General features: G+C 65.1%; 11 protein-coding genes. 10 read left to right on the top strand and 1 reads right to left on the bottom strand.

Annotated features, from left to right (window positions below):
• The 5 genes from mutS to Q0629_RS06110 all read left to right on the top strand — a co-directional run bounded on the left by mutS (position 1) and on the right by Q0629_RS06110 (position 8,107).
• The gene (gene mutS, locus Q0629_RS06130) at positions 1-2,592 is read left to right on the top strand and encodes a DNA mismatch repair protein MutS (protein ID WP_298780258.1); all 2,592 of its coding nucleotides are present in this window, start codon (positions 1-3) and stop codon (positions 2,590-2,592) included.
• Entirely contained in the window at positions 2,585-4,381 is a 1,797-nt protein-coding gene (gene mutL, locus Q0629_RS06125; RefSeq protein WP_298780256.1) for a DNA mismatch repair endonuclease MutL, read from the top strand. Before mutS ends, mutL begins: the two co-directional genes overlap by 8 nt.
• 118 nt (positions 4,382-4,499) lie before the next feature.
• A complete protein-coding gene (locus tag Q0629_RS06120) occupies positions 4,500-5,042 on the top strand; it encodes a TIGR04076 family protein (RefSeq protein ID WP_298780253.1) in 543 nt (180 codons plus the stop codon).
• 115 nt (positions 5,043-5,157) lie between these two features.
• Positions 5,158-7,209 (top strand): NAD-dependent DNA ligase LigA, encoded by a 2,052-nt coding sequence (gene ligA, locus Q0629_RS06115; RefSeq protein ID WP_298780251.1) that lies wholly within the window; start codon positions 5,158-5,160, stop codon positions 7,207-7,209.
• Positions 7,210-7,372: 163 nt separating this feature from the next.
• A complete protein-coding gene (locus tag Q0629_RS06110) occupies positions 7,373-8,107 on the top strand; it encodes a DedA family protein (protein ID WP_298780249.1) in 735 nt (244 codons plus the stop codon).
• Here Q0629_RS06110 and Q0629_RS06105 read toward each other — a convergent pair.
• On the bottom strand, positions 8,055-9,425 hold the full coding sequence (locus Q0629_RS06105; protein WP_298780247.1) for a HAMP domain-containing sensor histidine kinase: 1,371 nt from the start codon (positions 9,423-9,425) through the stop codon (positions 8,055-8,057). The two genes, Q0629_RS06110 and Q0629_RS06105, sit on opposite strands and share 53 nt — an antisense overlap.
• A gap of 183 nt (positions 9,426-9,608) precedes the next feature.
• On the opposite strand from Q0629_RS06105, the gene rlmN reads away from it, so the two are divergent.
• From rlmN to Q0629_RS06080, 5 genes are all read left to right on the top strand, one after another.
• Entirely contained in the window at positions 9,609-10,691 is a 1,083-nt protein-coding gene (gene rlmN / locus Q0629_RS06100) for a 23S rRNA (adenine(2503)-C(2))-methyltransferase RlmN (RefSeq protein WP_298780245.1), read from the top strand.
• A gap of 461 nt (positions 10,692-11,152) precedes the next feature.
• Positions 11,153-12,385 carry a lactate racemase domain-containing protein gene (locus Q0629_RS06095; RefSeq protein WP_298780242.1) on the top strand — a complete coding sequence of 411 codons (1,233 nt, stop codon included), beginning with the start codon at positions 11,153-11,155 and terminating at the stop codon, positions 12,383-12,385.
• 109 nt (positions 12,386-12,494) lie between these two features.
• The gene (locus Q0629_RS06090; RefSeq protein ID WP_298780239.1) at positions 12,495-13,475 is read left to right on the top strand and encodes a TRAP transporter substrate-binding protein; all 981 of its coding nucleotides are present in this window, start codon (positions 12,495-12,497) and stop codon (positions 13,473-13,475) included.
• Positions 13,476-13,628: 153 nt separating this feature from the next.
• Complete coding sequence (locus Q0629_RS06085; protein ID WP_298780237.1) at positions 13,629-14,117, top strand: TRAP transporter small permease; 489 nt, start codon at positions 13,629-13,631, stop codon at positions 14,115-14,117.
• The coding region (locus Q0629_RS06080) for a TRAP transporter large permease subunit (protein WP_298780234.1) at positions 14,104-15,025 on the top strand (922 nt) is incomplete at its 3' end. The genes Q0629_RS06085 and Q0629_RS06080, both read left to right, overlap by 14 nt.

Genomic DNA, 15,025 nt, shown 5'->3' with positions numbered 1-15,025 from the left:
GTGGCGCGGGAGGAAGCGGTCCCTGGGGACGTCAAGATGACGCCCTGGCTGGATCAGTACAAGGCCTTCAAGGAGCAGTACTCGGACGCGCTCCTGCTGTTTCGGATGGGGGATTTCTACGAGCTCTTCTTCGACGACGCCCGCGTCGCCGCGTCCGTGCTGGACATCGCGTTGACCGCGCGGGACAGCGAGAAGAAGATCCCCATGGCCGGCGTGCCGTACCACGCGCTCTCCCTCTACCTCGGCCGGCTGATCAAGGCCGGCTACCGCGCCGCCATCTGCGAGCAGGTCGGCCTGGTCCCGCAGAAGGGCGTGGTGGAGCGGCGCGTGGTGCGCGTCGTGACGCCCGGCACCTACGTGCCTGAGGAGGGGACGGAGGCGGGACACCTGGCCGCCCTCCTGCCCCTGCGGAACGGACGCGTGGCGCTGGCGCTTCTGGCCGTGGAAACGGGCAGCCTTGAGGCCGGCACGCTGCCGGAGGAGGAGGCCGCGGCGCTGCTCTCTGCCTTCGCGCCGGGGGAGGTGCTCTTCCCCTCCAACCTGGAAGGCGCCCTGCCGGGCTTTCTGGAGGGACGGCCCCTGCGCCCCGCCGCTCCGGAGGCCTTCAAGACGGCGAACGCGGCCCGTAGGCTCTCCTCCGCCCTGGGCGGGGCGCGCCTCGCGTCCTTCGGCGTCGAGGAGGAGGACCCCTGCGTGGGGCCGGCCTGGGCCGTGCTGGACTACCTCTCCGCGACGCAGTTCAGCGCGGTGCGCCACGTGCTGCGCGTGACGCCGCTCTTCGTGAAGGGCCGCATGGTCATCGACGAGGCCGCCCAGCGCAACCTGGAGCTGATCCCGGAAACGGCGGCGGGGGGCGCCTCGCTGTTCTCCTGCCTGGACCGCTGCCGCACCCCCATGGGGCGCCGCACGCTGCGGGGCTGGCTGCTGCGCCCGCTGATGGACGTCGCCGCCATCGAGCGCCGTCAGGCCTGCATCGGCCTTATCGCAGACGACGCGCCCGCGTCGTCCCGCCTCCAGGACCTCCTGGCCGGGACGCGGGACGTGGAGCGCGCCCTGTCGCGCCTCGCCCTGGGCGAGGGGACGCCGCGGGACCTGGCCGCGGTCCGCGACACCCTGCGCCTCCTGCCGGACCTCCTCGCCGTGGAGTTCCCGGAGCCTCTGGCGGGCCTGTTCCGCTCCTTCCCCGACGCCTCGGAGCTCCGCCAATACCTGGAGGAGGCCCTCGAGGACGACCTGCCGCGGGCGCTGGGACAGGGGGCCGTGATCCGGTCCTCCTTCAGCTCCGAGCTGGCCTCGTGGCGCGACGCTGCGGGGAAGGGAGAGGCCTGGCTGGCGGGCTACCTGGAGCGCGAGCGCGCGGCCTGCGCCACGCCGCGGCTGAAGGTCGGCTACAACCGGGCCTTCGGCTACTACCTGGAGGTCGGGCGCACGGGCCTGACCACGGTGCCGCCCCACTTCGAGCGCCGACAGACCCTGGTCAATGCGGAGCGCTTCGTCACGGCGGAGCTTCGGGACTTTCAGGACCGGATGCTGCGCAGCGAAGGGGAGATCGCGCGCGTCGAGGGGGAGCTGTACCAGCAGGTGACGGAGCGCGTGGTGCAGGCCGGCGCCGACCTGCAGGTGACGGGGCACCTCCTGGGCGTGCTGGACTGTCTGGCTTCCGAGGCCGTCGTGGCGCGGGAGCGAAACTTCGTCCGCCCCACGGTGAACGACTCCACGGAGTTCTCCGTTCGGGGGGGCCGCCACCCGGTGCTGGAGGCAGCCATGGAGGACGCGGCCTTCGTCCCCAACGACGTGACGCTGGGGGGCGACGGCGCCCGCGTCGTCATCCTGACCGGCCCCAACATGGCGGGCAAGTCCACCTGGCTGCGCATGACGGCGCTCCTCGCCATCATGGCCCAGGCGGGCCTCTGGCTCCCGGCGGAGAGCGCCGTCATAGGCCTCGTGGACCGGGTGTTCACGCGCATCGGTGCACGGGATGACCTGGTGCGGGGCAGCAGCACCTTCATGGTGGAGATGCTGGAAACGGCCAACATCCTGAACAACGTCACGGACCGCAGCCTCGTGATCCTGGACGAGGTGGGACGGGGGACGGCCACCTGGGACGGGATGAGCATCGCCTGGGCCGTGCTGGAGCACCTGCAGGCAGAGAGCCGGGCGCGCGTGCTCTTCGCCACACACTACCACGAGCTGACCCACCTGGAGGACAAGCTTCAGGGTGTGAAAAACCTCAGCATGGCCGTGGCCGAGGGCAAGACGGGGATCCTGTTCCTCCACCAGGTGACGCCCGGCCCCGCGGATCGCTCCTACGGCATCGAGGTGGCGCGGCTTGCGGGCCTGCCCCCCTCCGTGCTGCGCCGGGCCTTCGAGCTCCTGGAGCTCCTCGAACGCGAGGGCTTTGAGCGCGCGAACCTCCCGCCCCCCCTGCCCCAGAGAGCGCTGAGGCGTCAGCTCCTCCTGTTTTCGCCGGAGACGGACGCCGTGGTGGAGGAGCTGGCGGAGCTGGACGCGGAGGTCCTGACGCCGGATCAGGCGCTGGAGGCCCTTCGCCGGCTGAAGGAGAAGAGCGTGAGGGCGTTGAGTCATGCCTGAGATTCGAGAGCTGCCGGAGGGAGTCTGGACCCGCATCGCGGCGGGCGAGGTGGTGGAGCGTCCGGCCTCGGCCGTCAAGGAGCTGGTGGAGAACGCGCTGGACGCGGGCGCGCGCCGGGTGCGGGTGCGCCTGTGGGATGGAGGGCGGCTGCGCATCGTGGTGGAGGACGACGGCTGCGGCATCGGCTTCGAGGACCTGCCCCTGGCGCTTCTGCCGCACGCCACCAGCAAGCTCCGGGGCATCGAGGACCTGGAGAACATCCGCACCCTGGGCTATCGGGGCGAGGCGCTGGCCAGCCTCGTCGCGGTGGCGGACCTAGAAATTCGCAGCCGGCCGGAGGGCGGGGCGGGCGGCCTGATCCGCGCCTCAGGGGGGCGCGTGACGGAGCACGTCGCCGCAGCCTGCGCACCGGGGACGCGCGTCCAGGCAGACGAGCTGTTCAAGGAACTCCCCGCGCGGCGCAAGTTCATGAAGAGCGCGTCGGGCGAGCTGCGCCGCGCGGCCTCCGTCATGCGGGAGTACGCCGTGGCCCGACCGGACGTGAGCTTCGCCCTGGAGCACGACGGGCGCGAGGTCCTCTCTACGGACGGGGGCGGGGACCGCCGGCGCGTCCTGGAGCGGTTGTGGGGCGCAGAACCTCCCATTCAGACGGCGGAGGCCGAGGCCGGACACCTGTCCCTCGTCGCCTGGCTGCAGTCACGGCAGGGCCGCAGCGACGTCATGGCCTTCGTCAACGGGCGCGCCGTGAACGACCCCGTCGTCAAGGGGGCGGTGACCGCGGCCGCGCGGGAGCTGACGGGGAACTGGGCCCTGTTCCTGTCCCTGGACCCGTCGCTGGTGGACGTCAACATCCACCCGGCCAAGGCGGAGGTGCGCTTCCGCTACGCGGGGGAGGTGTTCGAGGCCGTGCGGGAGGCGGCGGGGAAGCTGGGCGCCCCAGCCCCTCTGACGTTCCCGTCGGCGGGCGCGGCGGCGTCGGGCGCGGGGTCCCGCGCCGCCGTCATGGAGCGCGGCTGGAGCTTCCGGGAGGGCCCGACGCTCCGTCCTACGGCCCCGCGGCTCGACCCGCCCCCTGCGTCCTCCCCTCCCCTATCGCCCTTCAGCCGCGTCGCGCCGCCCGACTTCGGCGGGCCCGCCCGGCCCGCGTCCTCTCCTCCCGCGGCGCTGTCGCCGCGGGAGGAGAGGGACGAACCGAGCCCATCGCCGGAGGACACTCCGGCGATGGAGGCTCCGGTCTACATGGGGCAGACCTCCCAGGGCTACCTGATTTTTGACACGCCGGAGGGGCTGGTGCTGATGGACCCCCATGCGGCGCACGAGCGGGTGGGGTACGAACGGATTCGCGACCGGGCCACGGGAGAGGCGGCGGTCCAGAAGCTCCTCATCCCGACGCCGCTGCCGCCGACGCTGGCCCTAGAGGCGGAGGAGTACCGCGCCGCCCTCGAAGCGGCGGGCTTCAGCCTGGAGAGCCATGAGGGCGGCCTTCGCCTCGCCGCCGTCCCCGCGCTGCCCGACGGCGCGCCGGAGCCGGAGGCCCTGTTGAGGGCGTCCCTGGCGGCGCTGAAGGGGGACCAGGACGGCGACGCGAAGGAGCTTTTGTGGCGGACGTGGGCGACCATGGCCTGCAAGGCGGCCGTGAAGCTCACCACCGCTCTGGCTTCGGCGGAGGCCCTGGCGCTGTGGCGCGACCTCCACCGGTGCGTTCAGCCCTTCCACTGCCCCCACGGCAGGCCCACGATGCTGGTCCTGGGGCCGGAGGAACTCCTGAGGCGGTTCGGCAGGGAGTGAGGCCAGGAACGGAACAGGAGCGCGGCGGCGATGGCCGGAGCTCTTTCACTTCGCGTTCCGACGGAAACGCGCGGCGTCAGGGCCGTCGTTTTGAAAGCCATTCGGGGGGTGGAATGCGATGCAGCATCGATGCAAGGTCACGGTGATCGACACGAAATGTTTTCCGGAATATCAGGAGAAGTACTTAGCCGACCCAAAATCCGGCCCCTGCCCCTTCTATCACGTCGGTGACGAGTTCATCTTCTACCGATACGCCGACGAGGACACCTTCTGGACCATGGGAAGGGGCAGTCAGTGCGGGGAGGCATGGGACTGCATCAGCCGCTACATCTACACCGCCCTGCAGGGCGGCAGCATCATGAGGCACTGGACCAACGACGAGAGGATGATGATCGCCTGCTGCAACGACGGAACGAGGCCGGTCATCTTCAAGATCGAGCGCCAGGACTACAAAGTCGTCAAGCTGGAGGGGGCTCCAAGTGCGACGAGGGAAGACAAGGCTAGGGCGGCGTTGGAGGCCCTGGAGGGCGTCGAAGGGGTCCTCGTTCGGCCGGATAAACGATGGATAGAGGTCTACATGCCGCCGGAGGGGACGGTTGACGACGCCCTGCTGAGGAAAGCCGTGTCGGCGGCGGGGCTTTCAACGGAAAGGATCGATTGAGCGAGTGACCGTCGCTCACGACAAGCCGGCAGCCTGCCGGGTCGAGGCGACGGTCTGGGCGGCGGAGGAGCCGCGCGAGGGCGCCGTGCCGTCTTAATCCTTGGGGGAGGTTTTCATGAACGACGTGGGCGGAGTCGACCGCGGACTTGAGCGCGGGCAGGACGATGCGGCGCGCATGGCGGAGCTCTACGAGGAGCTGGCGCGCCATGCGCGCCTCTACTACGACGAGGACGCGCCGGATATCCCCGACGCGGAATACGACGCGCTGGTCCGAGAGCTGGCGGAGCTTGAGCGCGCACACCCGGACCGGGTGCGGCCGGATTCGCCGACGCGCCGCGTGGGCGGCACGGTGCTGGAGGGGTTCGAGAAGGTGCGCCACGAACGCCCCATGCTGTCCCTAGACAACGTCTTCAGTCCGGGGGAGCTGTCGTCCTTCCTGGAGCGCATCCGGGGGGACGTTCCGGAGGACGACTGGTCCTTCACCTGCGAGATGAAGATCGACGGCCTGGCCGTCTCGCTGCTCTACGAGGACGGTCGGTTCGTCCGGGGGGCCACGCGGGGGGACGGCCGCGTCGGGGAGGACGTGACGGAGAACCTGCGCACCCTACGGCCCCTTCCCATGCGGCTGAAGGGCGCTCCAGCGGGGCGCGTGGAGGTGCGCGGCGAGGTGCTGATGACGTGGGACCGCTTCAATGCGCTGAACGAGCGTCGGGAGGAACGGGGCGAGCCACCCTTCGCCAATCCGCGAAACGCCGCTGCGGGCACGCTGCGCCAGTTGGACTCGCGCATCGTCGCAGAGCGCGGCCTGGACGCCTTCCTCTACTACCTCGTTGACGCCCCGTCCTTCGGCGTGACGCGTCAGGGGGACGCCTTGGAGTGGCTGGCGGAGCACGGCCTGCCCATCCAGCCGGCCTGGCGGCGCTGCGCGTCGCTGGCCGAGGCGGAGGCGTTCATCGTCGAATGGCAGGAGAGACGCTTTTCCCTGCCCTACGTGACGGACGGCGCCGTGGTGAAGCTGGACGACCTGACGCTGTGGGACGGCTTGGGGGCCACGGCCCATGCGCCGCGCTGGGCGGTGGCCTACAAGTACCCGCCGGAGGAGGCGCGGACGAGGATCCTGAGCATCGACATCTCCGTGGGACGCACGGGGGCCCTGACGCCGGTGGCCAACCTGGAGCCGGTGCGGCTGGCGGGCACCGTTGTGCAGCGCGCGGGCCTGCACAACGAGGACGAGATTCGGCGCAAGGACGTTCGCGTGGGCGACGTGGTGCGCGTCCGCAAGGCGGCCGAGATCATCCCGGAGGTCGTGGCCGTGGAGAAGGAACGCCGCACGGGTGCGGAGCGGCCCTTCGAGATGCCGGAGCGCTGCCCCGCCTGCGGGTCCGAGGCGGTTCGACTGCCGGACGAGGCGGTGCTGCGCTGTCCGAACCGCGCCTCCTGCCCCGCGCAACTGAAGGAGGGCCTGCGCTACTTCGCTTCCCGCGCCGGGCTCGACATACGGGGGCTGGGGGAGCGGCTGGCAGAGCAGTTGATCGACAGCGGTCGGGTCAAAACCCTCTCCGACATCTACGATCTGACGGAGGAGGACTGGGCCTCGCTGGACCGCATGGGAGAGAAGTCCGCCAAGAACCTGATGGGCGCGCTCAAGGCCTCGAAGGGCCGTCCGCTCCAGGCGCTCATCGCGGCGCTTGGCATCCGCTTCGTGGGCAAGCGCGTGGCGGAGCTCCTGGCGGAACGTTTCGGCAGCATGGACGCCCTGTCGACAGCCTCGGAGGCAGAGATCGCGGACGTCGAGGGCGTGGGGCCGGTCATCGCCTCCTCCGTCGAGGCGTTCTTCCGCGATGAGGCGAACCTGGCGCTCGTGGAGCGGCTGAGGGAGCGCGGGCTGAAGTTCTCCTCGGAAGACGCCGCCGGTCACGAGGGCACGGAGCTTACGGGAAAGTCCTTCGTCTTCACGGGAGAGCTCTCCTCCCTGAAGCGCGCCGAGGCGGAGGCGCTGGTCAAGGCCCACGGCGGCAGTGCCTCCGGCAGCGTCAGCTCGAAGACCAGCTTCCTCGTGGCGGGCGCGGGCGGGGGAAGCAAGCGAAAGCGGGCGGAGGCGCTGGGAGTCCCCATCATCAGCGAGGAGGACTTCCTCAGGATGATCGGCGGCAGCGCCCCGGCTTAATCGCTCTTTTGGGGAAAGGCAAAATCCTCCACCTTATATTCGGCAGCCCTCCAAGTCCGGAGGGCGGGATACGCCGTCCACCTCTGGCGACCGGCGCGGGGGTCGCGTAAAATAGCCGCCGGGTTGTCGAATTTGCTGAGTTTTGGGAGGAAGCTGAAAAGAGATGCTCGCACATTGGAAGAAACTGGCCCTTCTGGCGACGCTGTGCGGCGCCCTTTGCTGCGGCGCCCTGATCTTTGCCGCGCCGCTTCGGAACGCCTTTGGCGGTTTCGTCGCCTGGCTGGTGGAAACGATCGGGCGCCTGGGCTACGCGGGGATAGCGGGCCTGATGTTCCTGGAGTCCTCGTTCTTCCCCTTCCCCAGCGAGGTGGTGATGCCTCCCGCGGGGTACCTGGCATGGCGTGGCGAAATGTCCCTCTGGGGCGCCATCGCCGCCGGCATTGTGGGCAGCGTCCTCGGCGCGCTCTTCAACTATTGGGTGGCGGTCCGCCTGGGCCGGCCGCTGCTCCTGAAGTACGGCAGGTACTTCCTGGTGTCGGAGGAGTCCGTGTCGAAGGCGGAGAGGTTCTTCATCCGGCACGGACACGTCAGCACCCTCGTCGGCCGTCTGGTGCCCGTCATCCGCCAGTACATCTCGCTTCCCGCCGGCATCGCCCGAATGCCGCTCGGAACCTTCACGGCCTTCACGGCGCTGGGCGCAGGGGTGTGGGTCGTTGCCCTGACGCTTGTTGGCTACCTTCTGGGGGAGCACCAGGAGGGGCTGGGGCGCTACCTGCACGTCATCAGCCTGAGCTGCGTCGGCGTGGCGCTCCTCATCGCCACGGGCTACGCCGCGTGGCTGTGCCTCAGGCGCCGGGCGTCGAAGGCTGCGGGCTCTGAAGGATCGGGAGGTAAATAACCACCCTGGCTCCGCGCTTTTGGTCCTTTCGGCTGGTGATCGCCAGGGAGCCCCCGTGCAGCGAGATCACCCGCCGCGTGAAGGCCAGCCCCAACCCCGTGGAGCCCCAGCCGGACCGTCCCGCCACCTGAGTTCCACTGTAGCCGGGGCCGTTGTCGACGATCTCAACCTCCGCCATGCGTCCGTTGGCGTCCAGCCGCGCCTGCAGCAGGATGCCGTGGGCGCCCACCAGCGTGTTGCCGCGCCAGGCGTTGTCCAGGATGTTGAAGACAGCCCGGATAAGACGCAGCTTGTTCGCCATGATGTGCGCCTCCTCGGCCTCCGGTGCGACGTGCATCGAAACCTCGTCCCTCCAGGGGAAGGCGCTGCTGTGGCGCTCGATCGTGCGGAAGAGTTCGCTCATGGCGAGGTCGTGTTTCTCGTCCCCCGACAGGAGTTCCTGGGTCATGGTCCCCATGTAGTCCGCGGCCTTCAGAAGCAATTGCGTCCTCTCGGAGGGCTCCTTTTTGTCCATCATCCTCGCCGTGCCCTTGATAACGGCGATGACGTTCTTCATGTCGTGTACGAGGTTGTTGACGTCCAGCATGTTGATCCCGCTGACGCTCGTTTCGCCACGCTTCAGCTCCGCGCCGATCCAGGAGTTCTTCAGGACGCTCAGTCGGATGGAGTACTTGACCAGCAGCCAGGAGGAGGACATGGCGCCGGCCAGGAAGCAGAAGAAGAGCGTAAAGCCCGTCATGCTGACGAAGGCTGCGTCGGCCTCCGGCAGGGCGGACTGAGGGAAGGGCACCCCCATGATCATCTCCAGGCTGTGGGAGGCGAAGAGCCAGAGGATGAGGGCCAGGCTCCGGTCCAGCACGTTCTCCACGCGCAGGGTAAGGGCGTGGAACAGGCACAGCAGGAGAAAGGCCAGGACGGGGTGCACGGAAAAGGAGAGCGCCAGGTCCGGGGAGAGGCACGGCAGGAGCCACGCGGTTGCCATGAAGGCTACGGGAGGGACCACGATGTTGACCGCGTCCGCAAAATGCGTGGTGCGGTGCGAGAGCTTTCGGGCGACGGCCTGCCAGGCGACGACGACCAGCATGTTCTGCAGCCCTCGGATCAAAACCTTGGAGAGGGCAAAGGAGAGCGTCGTGACGTTGTCCTGCCTGTTGATGAGGCGTTCGTAGAGCTCCGACAGAAGGGCGTTACCGTAGTAGACGACGAGAAGCGCCGCCAGGAATATGGCAGCCAAAGAGCAGAGTCGGGATATGATGTGAAGCGTGGTCCCGCGCTGTGGCGGAGTCTGAAGCCCGTTTTCCTCAAATGGCGTCGGCATGGTATGGCCTCCTCTGGTCTGCCCGGGTAAATTGGCGGACGTTCGCGCGGGGACGAGTCCCCGCGGGGCGTCCGGGACTTTGTCGTCATTTATTATAATAGATGATAACGGATGCGTTAGAGCGACTTTTAAGACAACGCTTTGAGAAAATTTTTTTGCAAAGGAGCGGCGTGAGGACACATCATGAAGAAGAACCCGGAGAGCCCTGCGGATAATTTACTGACGGCGGAGGATGACGCCCTCTCCCTGGACTGCGACGCTTGGCGGAGGGTGATGGAGGGGCTGGGCGAGCCGCGCTTTCGGGCGGATCAAATCTGCCAGTGGATCTACGCTCACAAGGTCTTTGATTATCACGAGATGAGCAGCCTCTCGAAATCCCTGCGGGAGCGGTTGTGCGGCACGGTCCTGATGACCCTGCCCATCCTGATTCAGGACCGGCGATCACGGGACGGCACGCGGAAGTACCTGTGGCAGATGGCGGACGGAGCGCGCGTCGAGTCCGTGCTGCTGGATCACGGGGGGCACAGGACGGCCTGCATCTCAAGCCAGGTCGGGTGCCCCCTCGCCTGCACCTTCTGCGCAACGGGGACGCTGGGCTTCGCGAGGAACCTGACGCCCGGAGAGATCGTGGGGCAGTTTCTTATGATGGAGCGGCGCGTCCTGGACGCGGGGTTGGGGCCGGGGATCAACAACGTCGTCTTCATGGGGATGGGGGAGCCCCTGCTGAACGAGCGGAACGTCTTCGAGAGCATCCGCGCCCTCAACCACCCGAAGATGAGGAACCTGGGAGCCCGACACATCACGATCTCCACCTCCGGCATCGTGCCCGGCATCGAGGACCTGGCGGACTTCGATATCCCACTGAGGCTCTCGCTCTCCCTGCACGCGCCGAACGACGAGCTGCGGTCCCGTCTCATGCCCATCAACCGAAAGTACCCCCTGAGCCGCCTGGTGGAGGCGCTACACCTCTACCGCCGCCGCACGGGGGAGCGCATCACGATCGAGTACGCGATGATCGACGGCGTCAACGACGCCCCTCAGATGGCCTACGAGATGGCGGCGCTGTTGGACGGCCTGGACCCCTACATCAACCTGATCCCCTACAACCCCATCCCCATGCGGCCGGCCCTTCGCCGATCGCCGGAAGGGCGCGTCAAGGCGTTCTGCGCCGCGTTGTCCGAGCTGCACATCGAGTTCGAGGTCCGGAAGGAACGCGGTGCGGACATCATGGCCGCCTGCGGTCAGCTTGCGGCCGTCAAGGCTTAGGGGGCTGGCCACCGCTCTTCACGCCACGTCGCCAAGGAGAGGGGGCCAGGGACCACAGCCTTCTGGTTGGTTATCTACTCAGATCAGCAGAGCCGCGCCCTTGATATACTTGACCTCTTTTTGTGACAATACCATTCGTTCCTGCTCCAGTCCCAAATATCGCCCCCAAGGCCTACCTTGGGGGTGATATTGTCCCATGGCTTGACAAATTGAATGTTATTAACTAAACTAACGCAATGCTAAAAGGCAAAAGCATTTTGGCTTTGACGGATTTTCTAACGAAGGAGGGTGCTGCTGATTGAATAGGGAAGCGATGGAGATGCTCTGCGTGCCTGCCCCCACGAATCCCACATCAGCGCCCTGGATGCGTCGGAGCCCGTCCTCGGACACAAGGACCTTAAGGCGAAGGAACGATAGCGCTCCCACACTGCGCGGTAACGCGAGAAAAGGACTCGGAGAAAATGCCCGTACTGCTTGGTGAATCCCATCATTATCCTCTTCCCAGGATGCACCGTGTCCGGCAGCGCTTTTCAAGGCCGAGGCTTGACGACCTCGAGGCTCAAATCAAGTGCGAGTTTGAAAAAGCCCGTATCGCGGACAGGATTAAGCCGGGCGCAAAGGTGGCCGTAGCGGTGGGGAGCCGCGGCATCAAAGACCTTGCGCGGATTGTGAAGGAGGTGTTGGTACAGATCCAGCGTCGGGGCGGCAACCCCTTTATCGTCTCCGCCATGGGAAGCCACGGAGGGGGAACTCAGGAGGGCCAGCTTCAGATCCTGAATTCTTATGGCATCACGGAGAACGCTATGGACGTTCCCGTCATCACGGCTCCAGATGCAACCCGCGTCGGGAAGACGAAAAGCGGGCTGGAGGTGTGGATCGATTCAGCGGCGCTCGAGGCAGACCTCATCGTGCCCATCAACCGCGTCAAACTGCACACGGATTTCGTCGGCGACATCCAGAGCGGCCTTTGCAAGATGCTGACGATAGGGCTTGGCAACCACGTGGGATGCTCGGCTTTACACGAAGCAAGCTTCGAGGGTTTTGCGGAAACCTTAGTCGAGGCAGCGCGCATCGTCATGGCTCGTGCATCGGTTGGGTTCGGCGTCGCGATCCTTGAGAACGCATACGACGAGACGGCAATGATCGAGGCTGTGCCTGCGGAGGACATCGTCGAACGAGAGAAGGAGCTTCTGCAAACGGCGAAGGGGCTCATGCCCGCGTTGATGATCCCCGACATCGACGTGTTGGTCGTCGAGGAGATCGGCAAGGACATATCCGGCGCCGGATTCGACCCCAACGTCCTGGGCCGCAGCTCTATCCTAAAGAAGTTCGTGCTCCCCGTGCCGCAAATTAAGCGTATGGTCCTTCTGGATGTCACAGCCCCATCCCACGGCAACGCCATCGGCGTTGGGCTCTTTGACGTGATCACACGCCGCGTCCTTGATAAATTGGATCTTCCGTCCATGTACGCCAACGCACTGGCCGTCAAGGCGCCTGAGGACGTCAAAATACCAATCACAGCAGAATCTGAAGAAGAAGCCGTGCGCTTTGCCCTTCAGCTTGCAAGGGGGGTGGACCGAGCAAACCTCAAAATCGTGAAGATTAAAAACACGTTAAACTTGGGAACCATCGAGGTGTCGGAAGCGCTTCTCCCCTGCGTGGAGGGGAACGAAAAGCTGGAGCGCCTTCCTTAGTTTCACAAAAACATTGCGCAAGGGTCATAAGCGTTCTGATGATCCTTCGGCGTCAACAAAAAATCAATTTCGCTTCTTAAAAACGCCTTTATAACTGGAGGAAAATGCGATGAAAAAATTTCTTGGTGCAGCGCTCCTTGTGTTGATCACTGCCTCTGGGGTCCGGGCAGCAGATTATACGATCAAGCTGGGGTACATCGGTTCTGAATCCCATCCGACGATGACGGTGATGAAGGAGGTCTTCGCAAAGCAGATCGAGGAAGGCTCCGAGGGAAAAATTAAGGTGGAACTCTATCCTAACGGCCAGTTGGGCGGGGACCGCGAGCTGTGCGAGGGCGTGCAGCTTGGCGCCATTCAAATGGCCATCCCCTCCTCTTCCGTCCTGGCCGGCTTTGAAAAGCGCATTCAGGCGCTTGACCTGCCATACCTCTTTACGACGCGCGAGGCCGCATTTGCCGCGGTAGACGGCGTGCTTGGCGAGAAGTTGAACGCGTTGACGGCGGAAAAGGGCATCTTGATCCTGGGCTACCAGGAGAACGGCTTTCGTCACGTCACCAACAGCCGTAAGCCCATCCGCACGCCGGATGACATGAAGGGCTTGAAAATCCGCACGATGGAGAACCCGATGCACATCGCGTTTTTCAAGGCGCTCGGCGCGAACCCCACGCCCATGAGCTGGGGAGAGCTCTATACGGCCTTACAGCAGGGCACTGTGGATGCACAGGAAAATCCTTATGCGATGATCGACGACGGGAAGTTTTACGAGGTCCAGAAGTACGTTTCCGAGACGGGGCACGTCTTTTCCTTTGAGGTGTTGATCGCCAACAAAGCATTTGTTGACGGGCTGCCGGAGGCTCTGCGGGATTTGGTGTTGAAAGCCGCAAAAGATGCGACGGAAGCGCAGCGAAAGGCGATGGCCGAGGAGGAGGAATCCTTCAAGAGAAAGGTCACGGAGGCCGGCATGAGCGCCAACGCGTTGACGGCCGAAGAGAAAAAACCCTTTGTAGAGGCGACGGCGGAGGTCTATCCGCAGTTCGCGGACGAGTTGGGGCAGGATCTGATGGAAATCATCAGACAAGTGCAGAAGTAGGCGCTACCCCCGTGTTCTGTCAGCGTCCCCGTCCCCCTGGGGGCGCCTTTTCGTTCCGGTGATTCTGCGGTGAAGGGGACGGTTACTTTCATGACGCCCAAAAAATTTCTCAACAACCTTGAGGAGTACTTCTGTGTCTGGACGCTTGCCATCATGACCCTCGTCGTTTTCGTACAGGTTGTGATGCGCTACGTCTTTGCAAACTCCCTCTCGTGGAGTGAGGAGTTGGCTCGCTTCATATTTTTATGGCTCTCATGGGTCGGCGCCAGTTACGCCGTGCGCGAAAGAAGCCATTTCCGGGTGGAGATGCTTATGGATCTGTTCAAGGGAGCATCCCGCGTTTGGCTCGAGTACCTTGTCCTGCTGATCTGGTTTGCCTTCAGCTTTTTTTTGACATGGTACGGCACAAAACTCGTCCTCTTCATCCATGGCGCAGGGCAGGTTTCGGCTGCTATGCGTATCCCCATGACGTGGCCTTACGCCGCCGTCCCGGCAGGGTGCGCGTTGATGTGCACGCGCCTCGTCGTCGAAATGTGGAAGCTCCATAAACGCGGCCTTCAACACGCGGAGAACGGCGAGGTCAAGGCGATGGGGCCGAAGACACCCGACGACGCGACAGAACCGTTGGATGGAGGCAAATGACATGGAGGCCATCCTGATATTCTCCATTCTCATCGTCACCATCGCATTCAGCATCCCCATCGGGATTACGCTGGGGCTTTCCACCTGGATTATGATGCTGTTTGCGTCCGACATTCCGATGGTCATGATCGCGCAGAAGGCGTTTACGGGGTTGGATTCCTTCCCCCTTCTGGCCATCCCGTTTTTCATCCTTGCGGGCTCACTGATGTGCAGCGGCGGCATCTCACGCCGCCTCGTCATCCTCGCCGAGAGCCTCGTGGGTTGGATTGTCGGCGGGCTCGCCATGGTGACGGTGCTGGCGTGCATGTTCTTTGCGGCTATATCCGGGTCGGGGCCTGCGACGGTTTCCGCCATCGGCTCCTTTATGATCCCTGCCATGAAGGAGCGCAGGTACGACGCAGGTTTTGCGGCTGCCATCACCGCTGCGGCAGGGACCATCGGCGTCATCATTCCTCCGAGTATCCCTTTCGTCATCTACGGCATCGTCGCCAAGGCATCCATTGGCGACATGTTCATCGCCGGAATCGTGCCGGGGATCATCATCGGCATTGCGCTGATGCTCGTGTGCTACTTCACGGCGCGTAAACGGCATTACCTCAGCATGGCTCAGCGCCCGAAGTTCAGCGCTGTCGTCAAGGCCTTTCGCGAGGCGCTCTGGGCCCTGTTGATACCTGTCATTATCCTTGGCGGCATCTACGGCGGCGTCTTTACCCCGACGGAGGCTGCCGTCGTTGCCGTGGCCTACTCCGTTTTTATAGGCAGGTTCGTCTACCGTGAGCTGACAATGGCAATGCTCTACGACTGTCTTAAAAGCACGGCGCTCATCAACGGCGCCACGTCTTTCCTCATCGGACTCTCCATGGCGTTCGCCAGCTATCTTGCCATGGCACAGATACCGGCGCACATCG

Origin of the sequence: uncultured Fretibacterium sp. (assembly GCF_938030725.1) — a bacterium.
In the GTDB taxonomy this organism is placed as follows: domain Bacteria; phylum Synergistota; class Synergistia; order Synergistales; family Aminobacteriaceae; genus Fretibacterium.
This window is presented reverse-complemented; position numbering and strand designations above follow the sequence as displayed.

Excerpts from the sequence above, each read along its gene's own strand:
- mutL (WP_298780256.1), top strand. The coding sequence starts at position 2,585 with ATGCCTGAGATTCGAGAGCTGCCGGAGGGAGTCTGGACCCGCATCGCG.
- Q0629_RS06120 (WP_298780253.1), top strand. The coding sequence starts at position 4,500 with ATGCAGCATCGATGCAAGGTCACGGTGATCGACACGAAATGTTTTCCG.
- ligA (WP_298780251.1), top strand. The coding sequence starts at position 5,158 with ATGAACGACGTGGGCGGAGTCGACCGCGGACTTGAGCGCGGGCAGGAC.
- Q0629_RS06110 (WP_298780249.1), top strand. The coding sequence starts at position 7,373 with ATGCTCGCACATTGGAAGAAACTGGCCCTTCTGGCGACGCTGTGCGGC.
- Q0629_RS06105 (WP_298780247.1), bottom strand. The coding sequence starts at position 9,425 with ATGCCGACGCCATTTGAGGAAAACGGGCTTCAGACTCCGCCACAGCGC.
- rlmN (WP_298780245.1), top strand. The coding sequence starts at position 9,609 with ATGAAGAAGAACCCGGAGAGCCCTGCGGATAATTTACTGACGGCGGAG.
- Q0629_RS06095 (WP_298780242.1), top strand. The coding sequence starts at position 11,153 with ATGCCCGTACTGCTTGGTGAATCCCATCATTATCCTCTTCCCAGGATG.
- Q0629_RS06090 (WP_298780239.1), top strand. The coding sequence starts at position 12,495 with ATGAAAAAATTTCTTGGTGCAGCGCTCCTTGTGTTGATCACTGCCTCT.
- Q0629_RS06085 (WP_298780237.1), top strand. The coding sequence starts at position 13,629 with ATGACCCTCGTCGTTTTCGTACAGGTTGTGATGCGCTACGTCTTTGCA.